This window comes from Streptomyces tubbatahanensis, assembly GCF_022699385.1.
Taxonomy (GTDB): domain Bacteria; phylum Actinomycetota; class Actinomycetes; order Streptomycetales; family Streptomycetaceae; genus Streptomyces; species Streptomyces diacarni.
Window position 1 is genome coordinate 4,653,829 of sequence record NZ_CP093846.1, and the last position, 15,723, is coordinate 4,669,551.

The 15,723-nt window shown below is 73.8% G+C and carries 12 protein-coding genes; 9 read left to right on the forward strand and 3 right to left on the reverse strand.

The features are described from left to right. Positions 1-3: 3 nt before the first annotated feature. From MMF93_RS20105 to MMF93_RS20115, 3 genes are all read left to right on the forward strand, one after another. On the forward strand, positions 4-1,779 hold the full coding sequence (locus MMF93_RS20105) for a serine/threonine-protein kinase (protein WP_242753476.1): 1,776 nt from the start codon (positions 4-6) through the stop codon (positions 1,777-1,779). Between the two features lie 129 nt (positions 1,780-1,908). Beyond that, entirely contained in the window at positions 1,909-3,543 is a 1,635-nt protein-coding gene (locus MMF93_RS20110; RefSeq protein WP_242753477.1) for a succinic semialdehyde dehydrogenase, read from the forward strand. Between the two features lie 135 nt (positions 3,544-3,678). After that, entirely contained in the window at positions 3,679-5,514 is a 1,836-nt protein-coding gene (locus MMF93_RS20115) for a GMC oxidoreductase (protein WP_242753478.1), read from the forward strand. A gap of 749 nt (positions 5,515-6,263) precedes the next feature. On the opposite strand, the gene MMF93_RS20120 is transcribed toward MMF93_RS20115, so the two are convergent. Continuing rightward, complete coding sequence (locus tag MMF93_RS20120) at positions 6,264-6,554, reverse strand: chorismate mutase (protein ID WP_242753485.1); 291 nt, start codon at positions 6,552-6,554, stop codon at positions 6,264-6,266. A gap of 354 nt (positions 6,555-6,908) precedes the next feature. Here MMF93_RS20120 and guaA point away from each other — a divergent pair, with 354 nt between their 5' ends. Both guaA and MMF93_RS20130 read left to right on the forward strand, forming a co-directional pair. Further along, positions 6,909-8,495, forward strand: a complete 1,587-nt coding sequence (gene guaA, locus MMF93_RS20125) for a glutamine-hydrolyzing GMP synthase (protein WP_242753486.1) — start codon at positions 6,909-6,911, stop codon at positions 8,493-8,495. Between the two features lie 98 nt (positions 8,496-8,593). Then, positions 8,594-9,814 (forward strand): hypothetical protein, encoded by a 1,221-nt coding sequence (locus MMF93_RS20130; RefSeq protein WP_242753487.1) that lies wholly within the window; start codon positions 8,594-8,596, stop codon positions 9,812-9,814. Positions 9,815-9,844: 30 nt separating this feature from the next. Here MMF93_RS20130 and MMF93_RS20135 read toward each other — a convergent pair whose 3' ends face one another. Both MMF93_RS20135 and MMF93_RS20140 read right to left on the reverse strand, forming a co-directional pair. After that, positions 9,845-11,038, reverse strand: coding sequence for a hypothetical protein (locus MMF93_RS20135; RefSeq protein ID WP_242753488.1), 1,194 nt, complete (start codon positions 11,036-11,038; stop codon positions 9,845-9,847). 109 nt (positions 11,039-11,147) lie between these two features. Continuing rightward, positions 11,148-12,503, reverse strand: coding sequence for a helix-turn-helix transcriptional regulator (locus tag MMF93_RS20140; RefSeq protein ID WP_242753490.1), 1,356 nt, complete (start codon positions 12,501-12,503; stop codon positions 11,148-11,150). 178 nt (positions 12,504-12,681) lie between these two features. Between MMF93_RS20140 and MMF93_RS20145 the strand changes: the two genes are divergently transcribed. The 4 genes from MMF93_RS20145 to MMF93_RS20160 all read left to right on the forward strand — a co-directional run bounded on the left by MMF93_RS20145 (position 12,682) and on the right by MMF93_RS20160 (position 15,704). Beyond that, a complete protein-coding gene (locus MMF93_RS20145) occupies positions 12,682-13,620 on the forward strand; it encodes an NADP-dependent oxidoreductase (RefSeq protein ID WP_242753492.1) in 939 nt (312 codons plus the stop codon). 121 nt (positions 13,621-13,741) lie between these two features. After that, entirely contained in the window at positions 13,742-14,029 is a 288-nt protein-coding gene (locus MMF93_RS20150; RefSeq protein ID WP_242753494.1) for a helix-turn-helix transcriptional regulator, read from the forward strand. Continuing rightward, on the forward strand, positions 14,026-14,574 hold the full coding sequence (locus MMF93_RS20155; RefSeq protein WP_242753496.1) for a hypothetical protein: 549 nt from the start codon (positions 14,026-14,028) through the stop codon (positions 14,572-14,574). The genes MMF93_RS20150 and MMF93_RS20155 overlap by 4 nt, the downstream gene beginning before the upstream one ends. A gap of 203 nt (positions 14,575-14,777) precedes the next feature. Then, positions 14,778-15,704 (forward strand): polysaccharide deacetylase family protein, encoded by a 927-nt coding sequence (locus tag MMF93_RS20160; RefSeq protein WP_242753498.1) that lies wholly within the window; start codon positions 14,778-14,780, stop codon positions 15,702-15,704. The last annotated feature ends 19 nt before the right edge of the window (positions 15,705-15,723 follow it).

A 15,723-nucleotide genomic window follows, 5' to 3' on the forward strand; every position in this document is an offset into this window, starting at 1 on the left:
GCCATGACGCATTCGGGGGAGCAGGGGCGCCGGTTGGACGAGTCGACCAGTTACGGGCTGCGGCCGCCCGCGCAGGCGAGCCACCAGAACCAGCAGCCCTCCCCGCCTTCGCAGGCCCAACAGGCCCCGCAGGCCCAACAGGCGCCGGGAGAGGCTCACCACGAGCCGCAGGCGTCGCGAGGCGCCCCGAGCCCTGTGCCCGCGCGGGATCCGCGCCCGCGCACCTACGAGCCGACCAGGGCCTCGGTGCCGGCACCGCCCGCCGCCGGCGCCGATCCGGGCGCGGGGCGGCTGGTCGGCGGCCGTTACCGCCTCACCTCCCGGCTGGGGCACGGTGGCATGGGCACGGTGTGGCGAGCCCACGACGAGGTCGTCGACCGGGACGTGGCGGTCAAGGAGCCGCGGCTGCCCGACCACCTGCCGGCGCGCGAGCGCGAGACCATGCACGCGCGGATGCGCCGCGAGGCCCGTACGGCGGCACGTATCGAGCACCCTTCCGTCGTCACCATCCACGACGTGGTGGTCGAGGACGACCAGCCGTGGATCGTCATGGAGCTGGTCCAGGGCCGTTCGCTGGCCGATGTGCTGGGCGAGGGCACGCTGGACGCGCGCGAGGCGGCCCGGGTCGGCCTCGCGGTGGCGGGAGCGCTGGACGCCGCGCACGAGAAGGGCGTGCTGCACCGCGACGTGAAGCCGGACAACGTGCTGCTGGGCCGGTACGACCGGGTGGTGCTGACCGACTTCGGTATCGCGCAGGTGCAGGGGGAGCAGGGGCTGACGGAGACGGGCACGTTCGTGGGCTCGCCCGAGTTCACCGCGCCGGAGCGGGTGCTGGGCCAGCGTCCCGGCCCCGAGTCGGACCTGTGGTCGCTGGGTGTGGTGCTGTACGCGGCGACCGAGGGCGTCTCCCCGTTCCGCCGCTCCAACAGCCCGGCCACGTTGCAGGCGGTGCTCTCGTCCGAGCCGCAGCGGCCCGCGCGGGCGCTGAGCGCGTCGGGCGCGTTCGGGATGCTGCTCACCCGGCTGCTGGCCAAGGAGCCGGCGCTGCGTCCGGATGCGACGGAGGTCCGCCAGACGCTTGAGGACGTGGCGCGTCCGCCGGTGCGCTCGCCGCGTCCCGTGCCGGGAGGGCAGGGCGGCGGCAGCGCGGTCGCGCGCGGGCTGGGCGGGTTCTTCGGCAAGCTGCGCACCGAGCGCCGCTGGCAGTTCGGCACGGGCGGTGTGGTGGTCGCGCTGGCGGCCGCGCTCACGCTGTTCTTCGTCCTGACGGCCGACCAGGCGCCGGACGGCTGGCACACGCGCAACGAGGACAAGCGGGTGCGGGCCTCCCTGGCCGTGCCGGAGGAGTACAAGCGCAGCGCCGACGAGCAGTCGGTGGCCTTCACCGACCCGGGGAGCGTCATCGCGATGGAGCTGAGCCGCTCCAGCAAGGACATCAAGGACAGCTCGCTGGCGGAGGCCAACCGCTGGAAGAAGTTCTACGAGGACGGCGCCGAGGAGGACGGCTACAGCGACACGATGGGCAACGTCGTCTCCCGGGTGACGGAGGCCGACCAGCAGGGCAAGGAGGCGGCCGAGGTCGTCACCACCTTCCAGGGGCTCAGCGACGTGGACGAGCCCGAGGGCCCCAAGAAGCTCCGGCACGAGCTGATCTACGTCAACGGTGACGGCGTGCGCTGGCGGCTCAAGGTGGAGATGCCCGCCAAGGGCAAGTCGCACCAGGACGGCGAGCAGGTCTTCGACGAGGCGAAGAAGTCCCTGAAGATCCACGATCTGTGACCGTGCGGGCGCCGTGGGCGTGAGGGTCCTGCGCCCTGCGCGGTGTTGCCAGCAATCACTGGCGGATTCCGTGAAAAGGGGTTACCGCCGGGTATACGAGCCGGTGCCCCGAGTCGTACGCTCGGGCGCATGACGGACTCGCTGGAGAGCACCAACCCCTCAGCCGCCGCCGCTCCCGCCGACGGCAATCCGGTGGCCCCCGCGCCCGCGGGCGCGCGGTCCGCGGCCGACGTGGTCACCAGGGACCTCGTCGCGGCGCTGACCCGCGGCGTGGTGGGCAGCGGCAAGACGACCAGCCGCTCCCCCTTCACCGGGGACGTGCTGGCCGAGCTGCCCGAGTCCACCCCCGAAGACGTCGCCACCGCCTTCGAGACGGCCCGTGCGGCGCAGCGGCGGTGGGCGGCGCTGCCGGTGCGGCAGCGCGCGGCCGTGCTGCTGCGCTTCCACGATCTCGTGCTGGCCCGCCAGTCCGAGGTGCTCGACCTCATCCAGCTGGAGACCGGCAAGGCGCGGTTGCACGCGCACGAGGAGGTGCAGGCGGTCACCGTCGCCGCCCGCCACTACGGCCGCAAGGCCGCCTCCTACCTGCGGCCCAAGCGGCACACGGGGGCGATACCCGCGCTGACGAAGGTCACCGAGCTGCGTCACCCCCGGGGCGTCGTCGGCCAGATCGCGCCCTGGAACTACCCCTTCGAGCTGTCCGTCGGAGACGCGCTGCCGGCGTTCGCCGCGGGCAACGCGGTGGTGATGAAGCCCGACACCCAGACCGCGCTGACGGCGCTGTGGGCCCGCGACCTGATGATCCAGGCGGGGCTGCCCGAGGACGTGTGGCAGGTTGTCCTCGGGGAGGGCCCCGTGATCGGCCCCGAGGTCGCCGACCGCGGCGACTACGTCTCCTTCACCGGCTCGACCCGCACGGGGCGCGAGGTCGCCCAGCGCGCCGCGGCCCGCCTGGTGGGCTGTTCGCTGGAGCTGGGCGGCAAGAACGCGATGCTCGTCCTGGACGACGCCGACCTCGACAAGGCGGCGGCCGGCGCGGTGCGCGGGGCCTTTTCCTCCGCCGGGCAGCTGTGCATCTCCATCGAGCGCCTGTACGTCCACGAGTCGGTTGCCGACGCTTTCCTGGAACGCTTCCTGGCCCGGGTGCGGGCCATGCGGCTCGGCACCTCCCTCGCCTACGGCGCCGACATGGGCTCCCTGGTGTCCGAACGGCAGCTGGAGACGGTACAGCGGCACATCCAGGACGCCGTGGCCAAGGGGGCGAAGGTGCTGGCGGGCGGCAGGCACCGCCCGGACGTCGGCCCGCTGTTCCACGAGCCGACCGTGCTGGAAGGCGTCGGACAGGACATGACCGTCTGCGCCGAGGAGACCTTCGGGCCCGTCGTCTCCGTCTACCGCTTCGCGGACGTGGACGAGGCGATCGATCTGGCCAACCGCAGCGCCTACGGCCTCAACTCCTCCGTCTGGAGCGGCAACGCCCGCCGGGCCCGTGAGACCGCCGCCCGGCTGCGCACCGGGACCGTCAACGTCAACGAGGGCTACGCCTCCGCGTACGGCAGCGCCCAGGCCCCGATGGGCGGCATGGGCGACTCGGGACTGGGCCGCCGGCACGGCTCGGAGGGCATCTTGAAGTACACCGAGCCGCAGACGGTGGCACACCAGCGGGTGCTGCCGATGGCGCCGTCGCTCGGCATGAGCGACGAGGCGTACGCGGCGTTCATGTCGCGTTCCCTCAAGGCACTCAAGACGCTCCGCTTCCGCTGAGCAGCCGCTCCGCCCCCGCGTTCCGCTGAGCGTCCGCCGCCGCGCCCGGCGGCCCCGTCCCGGCGGCCCCACCCGTGAAACCGCCGCCCCCACCGGCGGCCGGCCCGCACCGTCACCGCAGAACCGGAGGTACTCGTGTCCCTACCCCACGCTGCCCACAAGCGGGCGGACGCAGACCCGTTCGACTACGACGTGCTGGTCGTCGGCTCCGGTTTCGGCGGCTCCGTCTCGGCGCTGCGGCTGACCGAGAAGGGCTACCGGGTCTGCGTGCTGGAGGCCGGCCGGCGCTTCTCCCGCGACGAGTTGCCCAAGAACTCCTGGGACGTGAAGAACTTTCTGTGGGCGCCCTCGCTCGGCCTCTACGGCATCCAGCGCATCCACCTGCTCGCCAATGTCATGATCCTGGCAGGAGCGGGGGTCGGCGGCGGCTCCCTCAACTACGCCAACACCCTCTACGTGCCCCCCAAGCAGTTCTTCGAGGACCGCCAGTGGGGCCACATCACCGACTGGCAGGCCGAACTCGCGCCCTACTACGACCAGGCCAAGCGCATGCTCGGCGTCCGCCTCAACCCCACCACCACCCCCTCGGACGTCCACCTGAAGGCCGCCGCCGACCGCATGGGCTACGGCGACACCTTCCACCTCGCCCCCGTCGGCGTCTTCTTCGGCGACGGTGACGACGGCGACGGCACCGCGCGCACCACCCCCGGCGAACAGGTCCCCGACCCCTACTTCGGCGGCGCGGGCCCCGCACGCACCGCCTGCGTCGAGTGCGGCGAGTGCATGACGGGCTGCCGCAGGGGCGCCAAGAACACCCTGAACGAGAACTACCTCCACCTCGCCGAGCAGGCCGGGGCCGAGATCCGAGCCCTCACCACCGTCGTGGGCATCCGCGAGCGCACTCCGGGCACCGACGAGGACGGCTACGAGGTGGCGACGCTGCGCACCGACCGGCGCCGCGCGAAACCCCGCGTCCTGCGCGCCCGCCGCGTCGTCCTCGCGGCCGGCACCTACGGCACGCAGAAGCTGCTGCACCGCGTGAGGGACGCCGGCACGCTGCCGCACCTCTCCCCGCGCCTCGGCGAGCTGACCCGCACCAACTCCGAGGCCCTCGTCGGCGCGCAGACCGTGGCGCGCCGCTACCGCAAGAAGTGGGGCAAGGACGCGGAGCTCGACTTCACCAAGGGCGTCGCCATCACCTCGTCCGTCCACCCCGACGCCAACACCCACATCGAGCCCGTCCGTTACGGCAAGGGCTCCAACGCGATGAGCGCCCTGACCACCCTCCAGGTGCGGCAGCACACCACCCTGCCCGGCACCCTGGCGCACGTGGTGACCTGCCTGCGGCACCCCGCGCTGTTCGCCCGCTCGCTGTCCGCGCGCAAGTGGTCGGAGCGCATCATCATCGGGCTCGTCATGCAGACGCTCGACAACTCGCTGACCACTTACCGCAAGAAGGGCGGCCTCGGCAAGGGCATGCTCACCGCGCGGCAGGGGCACGGCGCGCCCAACCCGGTGCACATCCCCGAGGGCGCCCAGGCGGCGACCGCGCTCGCCGAGGAGATCAACGGCTTCGCCGGCACCAACGTCGGCGAACTGATGGGCACCCCGCTCACGGCCCACTTCCTGGGGGGCTGCCCCATCGGGCAGGACGCCGAGCACGGCGTCATCGACCCCTACCACCGGCTGCACGGCCACCCCGGCATCTCCGTCGTCGACGGCTCGGCCGTCTCCGCGAACCTCGGCGTCAACCCGTCGCTGACCATCACCGCACAGGCGGAGCGCGCCATGTCCTTTTGGCCCAACAAGGGTGAGAGCGACCCGCGTCCCGCGCAGGACGCCGCCTACCAGCGGCTGGCACCCGTCACGCCGGTCAAGCCCGCGGTACCCGAGAGCGCCTTCGGGGCCCTGCGGCTGCCTCTGCTGCCGGTGCCGGACGTGCCGGCGCGGGACGCGCGGACGGCGGACTGAGACCCCGCGCGTGGGAACGCCCGGCCGGGCGTTCCCACGGTCCGGTCGCCGCCACGACGAAGGGCCCCGTGGCGCCGGCCGGGTGGGTGGCGGCAGCCGCGGGGCCCTCGGACCAGCACCGGCGTCAGGGCAGCGCCCGTGCTGTGAGGCGGCGCCGGGGGGAAGCGCCGCCGGATTGGTCGAACCAATGGCGGAAGTCCGCCACGGCCGACCCGTGGTCGTCGAGTGGTGCGCTCACTGGGCTCGCTCTCGCATCGTCCTGGATGCGGCTCACCTTCCGCAACCGTTTCGACGGAGCGGGATTTCCGGAGCGCGGCGCGGAGTCCGCAAGGCGCTCGTGACGCCGTCGAAAGACCGCGGAGCGGCCGGCCCAGAGCGTCCCCGGGACCGGCCGCTGTCGTGACCGGGCTGCTGTCCCCTGCCGTCCGGTCACAGCACCAAAGCGAGGTCCCACGACGCCCGGCGTCTCCCCTCCCGGGAAGGACGGACGTCTCATCGCTCCGGTGACGCCGCCCCGCTCGCCGCCGGGCGCCCGGCGGAGATCAGGGACACCGGGATCAACGAAGCCCCTCCGAGCCGGTCACGCGCCGTACGGGTGAGGCCCCTTCGGGCCCCCGCGCCCCGCAGGGGCGCGGGGAACGGCGCCCCGCAGGGGCGCGGGGAACGGCGCGACAAGCCACAACCCCGCCGCGGACCGCACACTGCGGGCAGTGGCACCCCGTTGCCGGAAGAGGCCCGCAGGGCAAGCCCTAATGTCCGCGGCACAGCCGCAGCAGCGTCATCGCCAGGTCGCGGCCCGCAGAGCCGAGCTCACCGCTGTAGTGGTCGAGGATCTCCATCTCGCGAGCGAGATGGACCCGGCGGCCGCCCGACTTGATCCGTACGCGCTGGATCGTCTCCGAGACCTCCATCCGCTCGCGGACCAGCGCCACGATGCGGGCGTCCAGGGCGTCGATACGGGCGCGCTCCGCGGCGATCACCGTCTCGGGGTCGTCAGGGGCGGCCTGCGGGGTCGGTTCGGTGACGGTGCTCGGGTGCATCAGCTGCCAGCTCCTCAGCTCGGTGGAGCCCTCGGACTACGGCGGCCAGGGAGCCGGCACACAGGCGCCCCGGGCCTTGGCCGGCCCGGGGCGCCTGGGGAAGTCGTGTGTTCTCTTGCTCACACAGAACGTCGACCATGGCGACCGGCCGGACCGGTGCCATAGGTAAACCAGAAAGCGCTCTGCGTAAACACGCGCCCAGTATGTCACGGCCGCCCGCGCCCGAGCCGCCCTCCCCTGCGGGGTGCCGGGGGCGCTGTCCGTGCGGTGGGGGAGCGCGCGCGGGCGTGGGGCCCGGAAGGGGATCGGTATCATCGGGGGTGAACCCCTTCACCGCCGAAAGGCATCAGCTTCGTGGCTTCCAACCCGTCCGAGAGCAGCGCCCCGGACACCGTGCTCGTCGTCGACTTCGGCGCGCAGTATGCCCAGCTCATCGCGCGTCGGGTGCGTGAGGCGCGGGTGTACAGCGAGATCGTCCCCTCGACCATGCCGGCCGCCGAGATGCTCGCCAAGAACCCGAAGGCGATCATCCTTTCCGGCGGCCCCTCCTCCGTGTACGCGGAGGGTGCCCCCTCCCTCGACCGCGGCGTCTTCGAGGCGGGTGTCCCGGTTCTCGGCATCTGCTACGGCTTCCAGCTGATGGCGACGACGCTGGGCGGCACCGTCGACAACACGGGCAGCCGCGAGTACGGCGCGACGTCGCTGGCGGTCACCAGGTCGGGCTCGACGCTGTTCGAGGGGACCCCGGACGAGCAGCAGGTGTGGATGTCGCACGGCGACGCCTGTTCCGCGGCGCCGGAGGGCTTCACCGTCACGGCGTCCACGGATCTGGTGCCCGTGGCGGCGTTCGAGAACGACGAGCGGAAGCTGTACGGCATCCAGCACCACTGCGAGGTGATGCACTCCACGCACGGCCAGCAGGTGCTGGAGCACTTCCTGTACCGGGGCGCGGGGCTGACCCCGTCGTGGACGACGGAGAGCATCGTCGACGAGCAGGTCGAGGCGATCCGGGCGCAGGTCGGCAGCAAGCGCGCGATCTGCGGGCTGTCCGGCGGCGTGGACTCGGCGGTGGCCGCCGCGCTGGTGCAGAAGGCGATCGGCGAGCAGCTCACCTGCGTGTACGTCGACCACGGGCTGATGCGCAAGGGCGAGACCGAGCAGGTCGAGAAGGACTTCGTGGCGGCGACCGGCGTGCAGCTGAAGGTCGTGGACGCGGCCGACCGCTTCCTGGACGCGCTGGCGGGGGTCTCGGACCCGGAGCAGAAGCGCAAGATCATCGGCCGGGAGTTCATCCGCGTGTTCGAGGCCGCGCAGGCCGAGATCGTCGCGGAGGCGCCGAGCGACGAGCCGGTCGCCTTCCTCGTGCAGGGCACCCTCTACCCGGACGTGGTGGAGTCCGGCGGCGGCACGGGCACGGCCAACATCAAGTCGCACCACAACGTGGGCGGTCTCCCCGAGGATCTCGAGTTCGAGCTGGTGGAGCCGCTGCGCAAGCTGTTCAAGGACGAGGTGCGGCAGGTCGGCCAGGAGCTGGGGCTGCCGGAGGAGATCGTCCAGCGCCAGCCGTTCCCGGGCCCCGGGCTGGGCATCCGGATCGTGGGCGAGGTGACGCGCGAGCGGCTGGACGTGCTGCGGGAGGCCGACGCGATCGCCCGCGAGGAGCTGACGGCAGCCGGTCTCGACCGCCAGATCTGGCAGTGCCCGGTCGTGCTGCTCGCCGAGGTGCGCAGCGTCGGCGTCCAGGGCGACGCGCGTACGTACGGGCACCCGGTGGTGCTGCGTCCGGTCTCGTCCGAGGACGCGATGACGGCCGACTGGTCGCGGCTGCCGTACGACGTGCTGGCCCGTATCTCGACGCGGATCACCAACGAGGTCTCCGAGATCAACCGGGTCACGCTGGATGTGACGAGCAAGCCTCCGGGGACGATCGAGTGGGAGTGATCTCCCCCTGACGGTCCGCCTGCACGCGCCGTGTGCCCCCGTGTTCCGCTCCGGAGCACGGGGGCACACGTGTGTGCGAGCTGGGATACGGTTCCCGGGTGGCGGAGGCGGACGATGAGGCCAGGGGGCCGGAAGAGACGGAGAGGACCCGCCGGGCGGGGCTCCTCCACTACTCGGACGAGCAGCGCGAGAGGTGGCGCGTCCTCCGGGAACAGGGAGAGCGGCGCCGCCGCCGCAGGCGCGTCGTCGGCTGGTGCGTGACAGGAGTGCTGGTGCTCGGCGTCGCCGGATGGGCGGCCAAGCCGACGCTCAAGGACATGAGGATCGCCTCCAGCGCCTGCGACGGGGCGATACCCGACGGCGGCATGGACGCGCTGCGCGCCGCGGCGGGCAGCCCGGACGCGCACCTGACCGAGTCCACCAGCGAGACCCGCGCCGAGTTGGGGCGCTACTCGTGCGAGGTGGTCAGCGAAGAAGAGCGCGTCCTCGAGGTCGAGGTCTACGGCCGCCGCGACGACATCGACCGGGAGCTGTCCAGGGAGTTCGAGGACCAGGGCGGGCGCCCCCGGGTGGCGCTTCCCGGCGGGCTGCCGGGGTTCGAAGGCCAGATGTCCACGGTGCGGCTGATGCCTTCGTGCCCAGGGCGCGGCAAGGACGCGGCAGGACACCGGGGGCAGTTGCTGGTGAGCGTGTCGGGCGGGCATCCGGCGCGGCCGCACCACCTGCTGCGCGCCGGTGTCGCCGTCGCCAACAAGGCGGCCGCGAAGCTGGGCTGCGACGCGAAGCCGCTGCCCCTGCCGGAGCAGGGGGCGCAGCCGAAGGGCGTCAGGCTCGCGGCCGCGGCCCACACCTCCTGCGCGGCGCTCGCCGAGGGCCTGCTGAAGGGCTCGGCCTGGACCGCCGATCTGCGCATCCCCCAAGGACCCGCACCGATGACCAGTTGCGAGGTGCGGCCTTCGGGCACCGACGAGGACGGCGACCCGCACGCGGCGGTGGTGAGGCTGTACGGCTGGTACGGCGACTTCTCGCGGCGCCTGCGGCTCTCCGACGCCAGGATGAACAAGGCGAGCACGGACCGGGAGCAGGCCGGTCCGTGGCTCAGGGAGGCCAACGGCTGGGCACTGGCGCGGTGCGAGGGGCAGGCGGCGGGCTTCCAGATCACCGTCAGGAGACCGGGCAGGTACACGGGTCCGGAGAGCACCACGGTGGACCGCGACCAGTTGGGCAAGGACGAGATGCTGGCGATGCTCTCCTCCTTCGCGAAGAAGGAGAGCGCCGCGCGCGGCTGTGAGGACCTGCGGCTGCCCACCCGCTCCTGAGGGGCCGTGCAGGCCCCACGGCGCTCGGGTTCAGATCAGGCGGAGCCCCAGCACGTACCGCCAGTCGATGGCCACCCGGAGCCGTTCGGCCCGGCCCGGGGGTATGCCGCGCTCCTTCGCCCAGGCGTCGAAGACCGCGAAGAGCTGGATCCGTCCGTCCATCAGCTGCTCCGCGGCCCTGCCGCCGGTGCCCGGCGAGGCGTCGGGGCGGCGCTGGGCGAGGGTGGCCGCCGAGGGGCGTGAGCGCACCCGGTGGTCGGCGGCGTGGTAGAGGCCGCGGGTGTGGCGCAGTACCGCACGGTCGAACGCGTCGGGTGAGGAGGCGAGTCCGTTCGCGAGGGCGCTCGTGCGGGAGGCCATGAGCCTGGCCACGAAGGCGGCGCTCTGTTCGAGTTCCGACTCGGTTCCCGACAGCCCGTACTCGGTCTTCGCGCCCGGTTCCAGCGCGTCGTCGGTGAGCCGTTCCAGGTAGGCGGCGAAGCGGGCGCGTTCGGCGTCGTACAGGGTGGCGAACGCGCGCGGTGAGGCGGCCAGGCGGCCTATCAGGTTCTGCGCCTGCTCGATGTCCGGGAAGACGACGTGGATGTCTTCTCCGCTGGGGAAGGGGGTGACGGCGTTGCCGCTCCCGTCCGGGTACTCCGCTTCCCGGTCGCTGATGGTGGGCCGGCGCTGGTCGTCCCGTGGCGGTCCGTGGGTCATCGCGCGGCTGGTGTCCTGGATGTAGGAGGCGAACATCCGCGCGAGGTGGGGTGCCAGGCCGAGGGGGAAGTCGGGCCCGTGCCCGTCGTGCCCCTCGCCGAGCAGCAGGACGACGGCGTGTGTCACCCGGACCGCGCGCTCGGAGTGGGGGCGGGCGGGCCTGCCCTGGTCCTCGGCGGTGCGGCCCGTGGTCGCGGCGACGAGTGTGCGGCCCGCCAGCGCGGTGCCGTCGGGGCCCTCGCACAGCGGGTGGCCGCCGGGCCGCAGGAGGCGCTTCAGCGGGCGCGTGCGGGCCACGTCCTCGCCCGGGTCCAGCGCTTTGGCCGCGCGTTCCGGGTCGTCGGCCAGGGCGCGCGCCCGGACGGGGGCGCGCCGGCAGACGGTCTCCTCCCGGCCGTCGAGCAGCACGGGAACCAGGACGGCGACCAGGGCGAGTGCCGCCGCGCCGGCCAGGGCGGTGAGGAGGGTGCGCCGTGAGGCGCCGCGCAGCGGGCCCAGGGCGCGGACACGGTCGAGGGAAGGCACCGGGTGAGAGTACCCGGCGCACTCGTTCAGGTGTGCGGGACCAGTCGCCCGGCCGCCGAGAGCGCACTCCGGCGTGCCCGCCCGGGGTTCGCGTCGGCGTCGGTCGGGGTCAGGGGCCCCAGGCGCGGGTGAGGGCCGCCGCTTCACCGCGCGTGGTGACGCCGAGTTTGGCCAGGATGTTGGAGACGTGGAACTTCACCGTCGACTCGCTGATGCCCAGCGCTCGCGCGATCTCGCGGTTGCGGCGCCCCAGTGACACCTGCTCCAGCACGTGGGCCTCGCGGGGGTGGAGGTCGCGCAGGCCGTGGGGGCCGCCGTGGGCCACTGCCGCCCGGTCCGTCCTCGCGGCCCGTCCCGCCGCCGCTGCCACCGTGGGCGGTGCCGCCGTGCGGGCGCCGGCCGGTGCGCCCAGAGGGAGGACGAGCGTCACCGTCGTGCCCCAGCCGGGCACCGGGTCGGCGGTCACCGTGCCCTCCAGCGCGGCGACGCGTTCCGCGACGTTCGCGGGGACGACGGCCTCGTCCGCCGCCGGCCGTCCGGGGCCGTCGTCCCGCACGGCGATCCGCAACGTGTCGCCCTCCAGCCACCAGCCCACGTGCATCCGCCCGACCCCTTCCTGCTCCAGCAGGGCGAGTGCGACGGTGCGCATCGCGGCGCGCGCCGTGTGAGCGGTGTCGGACGGCAGGGAGCGCCCGCTTCCGGGCGGACGCAGCGCGAGCCGGACCGCGCGGTGGCGGGCCGGCGGCCGCAGTTCGCGGGCGCCGCGGTGGAAGGCGGTGTCGGCGTCCTCCTCGCTCAACTCACGGTTCCAGTACGTCATGCGGCCGAGCGCGGCGAGCGCGTCGACGGCCAGGTCGGTGGCGGCCGCGCGGGCCGCCGCGTCGTCCAGCGCGGGCGCGCGCAGGGCGGTGAGGACGCCCGTGAGGGCGGCGCCGTGCGCGTCGGCCAGCTCCGCCAGTACGGCGGCGCGGGCCGCCGCGGCGACGCGGGAGACCGACGTGTGCGAGGGGAGAGCCTCGGCGGTGAGGCGGTAGGTGGAGACGGTCACCAGGTCCCAGACGCGCTGCACGGTGCGCAGCACGGCGGGCGGGGGCGGTGCCGCCGTCCGCAGCCCGGTCAGCGCCAGCAAGGCGCCTCCTTTCCCGGCGTGTGCCGCCGCGACACCGAGCACAGCGCGGCGCTCGCCGCCCAGCACCGCCTCGCCCCACCAGGGCGCACCGACCCGCACCCGGAAGGCCAACTGGCCCAGCTCGTCGTGGGTGATGCGCGCGGCCAGGTCGCGGTCCGTGCCCACGGCCTGCTTGGGCGCGTACGCGGACACCTCGCTCAACTGCGCGGCTGCGGTGTGCCGCACCAGTCCGTTCAGTGCGCGCGAGGTGCGCTCCAGCAGTTCGGGCAGCGGCGCCGCGACGAGGTCGAACGCCCGGGCCAGTGCGTCGTCGGGACTGCTCCAGCGTGGTTCCACCCGGCCCACCGTACGACTGCGCGGCCTGCGGCCACCTGGCCGTAAGGAGAGCCGAGGTCCGGTCTTTCGAGGGGCCCGCCACCGGCCGCCCGCCGGTGACAGTGGTGCGGTGCGGGACCGGCCCGGCCGTACCGCCGCACCCCGCCGGCACTTCCGTACGACCCGAGGAGAACACCCGATGACACTCACCACGCACGCCATGGCCTTCGACCGGTTCGGGGCGGCCGACGTCCTCGCGCCGCACCGGGTCGAGCTGCCCGAGCCGGGGCCGGGACAGGTCCGCGTCCGGGTGCGGACGGCGGCGGTCAACCCGCTGGACTGGAAGATCCGCCGGGGCGGGATGACCGAACTGTTCCCGGTGCCGCTGCCGCACGTCCCCGGGCTGGAGGCGGCAGGCGTCGTCGAGGCCGTCGGCCCTGACGTGGGCGGACTCGGCGTCGGCGACGAGGTGTTCGGACGCACCTCCACGGGAAGCTACGCCGCCCACGCACTGGCCGAGGCCCGCAACCTGGTACGCAGGCCGCACGCGCTGGGGTGGGCGGAGGCCGCGGTGATCCCCACAGCCGCCGAGACAGCGCTGCGGTGCTTCGCGTACCTGGGCCTGGAGCGGGGCGAGACGCTGCTCTTCCACGCGGCGGCCGGCGGGGTCGGCACGCTGGCGCTCCAGCTCGCGGCGGCGCGCGGAATCCGGGTCATCGGCACCGCGAGCGAGCACAACCACGCGTATGTACGGCAGTTGGGCGGCGAGCCGGTCAGTTACGGGGAGGGGCTGACCGAGCGGGTGCGGCGGCTGTCCCCGCGGGGTGTGGACGCGGCGATCGACGGGGCGGGCCGGGGCGGCTCCGTGGAGGCGTCCCTCGCGTTGACGGGCGGCAGCGCGCGGGTTGTCACCATCGTCCACCCGGACGAGGCCGCACGGTCGGGTGTGCACTTTTCCGGCGGAGGCGGGGACTGGGACTTCGCGGGGGCGCTCGCCGAGGCGTCGGCCCTGCACGCGGCGGGCTTCGGGCTGCGGTTGCCCGTGCACCGGATGTACCCGCTGGCGGACGCGGCAGCCGCGATGGCGGAGAGCGAGAGCGGTCACGTGCGGGGCAAGGTGGTGCTGGTGGTGGGCTGACGGGGGCGCACGCGTACGAGGCGCAGGCGAGGCGCAGGCGAGGCGATGGCGAGGCGATGGCGAGGCGATGGCGAGGCGCACAGTGTTGCGGGCCTGCGGCGCGATGTAGTACTCCTTATACATGAGCGAGCAGGTGCACAACAGGCTGGCGGTCGTGCGGGCGGAGCGGAAGGTGTCCCGCCAGGCGCTGGCCACGGCGGTGGGTGCGCACTACCAGACGATCGGCTACATCGAGCGCGGGCAGTACAACCCCAGCCTCGATCTGGCGCTCCGGATCGCCGCCCACTTCCGGCTCCCGGTGGAGGCGCTGTTCTCCCTGGAGCCCTTCCGCCCGCTCACGGACGAGCTGTACGGCGGCCCGGCCGACGGGACGGGCAGTGCCAACGACACGGGGAGGACGCCGCGATGACCACGACGCGCTCGAACGCCACGCGCTACGACACATGGATGCTCAAGACCATGAACGACGCGCGCACCAAGCGCTACCACGCCACCCGGCGCGCGCGGCGCCGCATCGTGGCCGCGCACCTCGCGGCCACGGCCGTGGCCGCGGCGGGCATGGTGACGCCGCTCGCCGTCTCGTCCCCCTGGCCGCTGGTCGCCCTGCTGGTGGCGGGGCTGGTCTGGATCCCCCTCATGGGGCTCCTCAACTCCATGACGCGGGGCCTGCTGGAGCTGCGCCCCCGGGTTTTGGACGAGCGGCAGCTCGCCGAGCGCGGCACGGTGCACGCGCTGGCCTACCGGATCAGCTCCTCGGTGATGGCCGCGGCACTGCTCGGCTTCTACGCCGCCTGGCTCGCCGGCGCCGGCCTCGACGCCCTCGCCGCCCCCCTGGCCACGGCGGGGTTCGGCCTCCTGGTGCTGCACTGGCTGCTGCCGCACTGGATCGCCGCCCTGCGCGTGCAGGACGAACCGGAAGACGACGAGCCGTGGGCCGCCCCGGACCCCACCTGACCTGCCCGTCCGCCGCGCACCTGCCGGTCGGGGCGGCCGTCCGGTGCACGGCCGCCTCCGGCGGTGCAGGGCCGCCTCCGGCGGTGCAGGGCCGCCTCCGGCGGTGTACGGCCGCCTCCGGCGGTGTGCGCCGTTCGGGCGGACTCGCGGATCCCGCGCGCCGCGTCACCCGTGACGCGGCGCGCCGGTGCTACGCAAGGGGCATGCGATCTGATTGTCATATCTTCACGCGACGGGGTCTGCTGTTCACCGGCCTCGGCGTCGGCACGGCGGCGCTGTCGGGTGTCGCCGCCGGAGCGTTCGCATACCACGACGCCGGGCGGAGGGGACACGCCGTCGCCGCCGCGAAGCATCCGGGCGACCCGACGCGCCCGGCGGGCGGCGGTGCCGGAGCGGGCAGGCGGCCGGTGCGTGGCCTCCCGCACACGGAGCACGCGGAGCACGCGGAGCACGCCGCCACCGACAGCTACCGGCTGCGCCCGCTCGCCGGGGAGACGTCGATGGGCGCGCCGAGCGCCCACCCGCCCGTGCGTACCCAGGCGGAGATGACGCTGCCCGGAACGCACGGGCGCCGCGTCCTCGCGCTCACGTTCGACGACGGGCCGCACCCCGTGCACACCCCGGCGCTGCTGGAGGTGTTGCGGCGGCACGGCGTGCAGGCCACGTTCTTCGTCGTCGGCGAGAACGCCGCCGTCTTCCCCGAACTGCTGCACGACATCGCCGCCGAAGGACACGTCGTCGCCAACCACTCCTACAGCCACCGCCAGCTGACCCGGCTGCGCACCAAGGACATCGAGAGCGAACTCTCCCGCACCAGCGAACTCATCGACCGTGTGCTCGGCGTCCCGCCCACCTGGTGCCGCGCCCCCTACGGCGACTGGCACGCGCCCTCGCTGAAGATCTGCGCCCGCCTCGGCATGGAGCCGATGGGCTGGTCCCTGGACACCCGCGACTGGTCGCGCCCCGGTACGACCACCATCGTGCGCGCCGTCCTCGACAAGGCCACCCCCGGCGCCATCGTCCTCCAGCACGACGGCGGCGGCCCCCGCGACCAGACCGTCCAGGCCGTCGACCGCTACCTGCCCGTACTGCTGGAGCAGGGCTACACCTGCGTACGCCCCGAGGCGTGAGCACCGCGCCCCGGCGGGA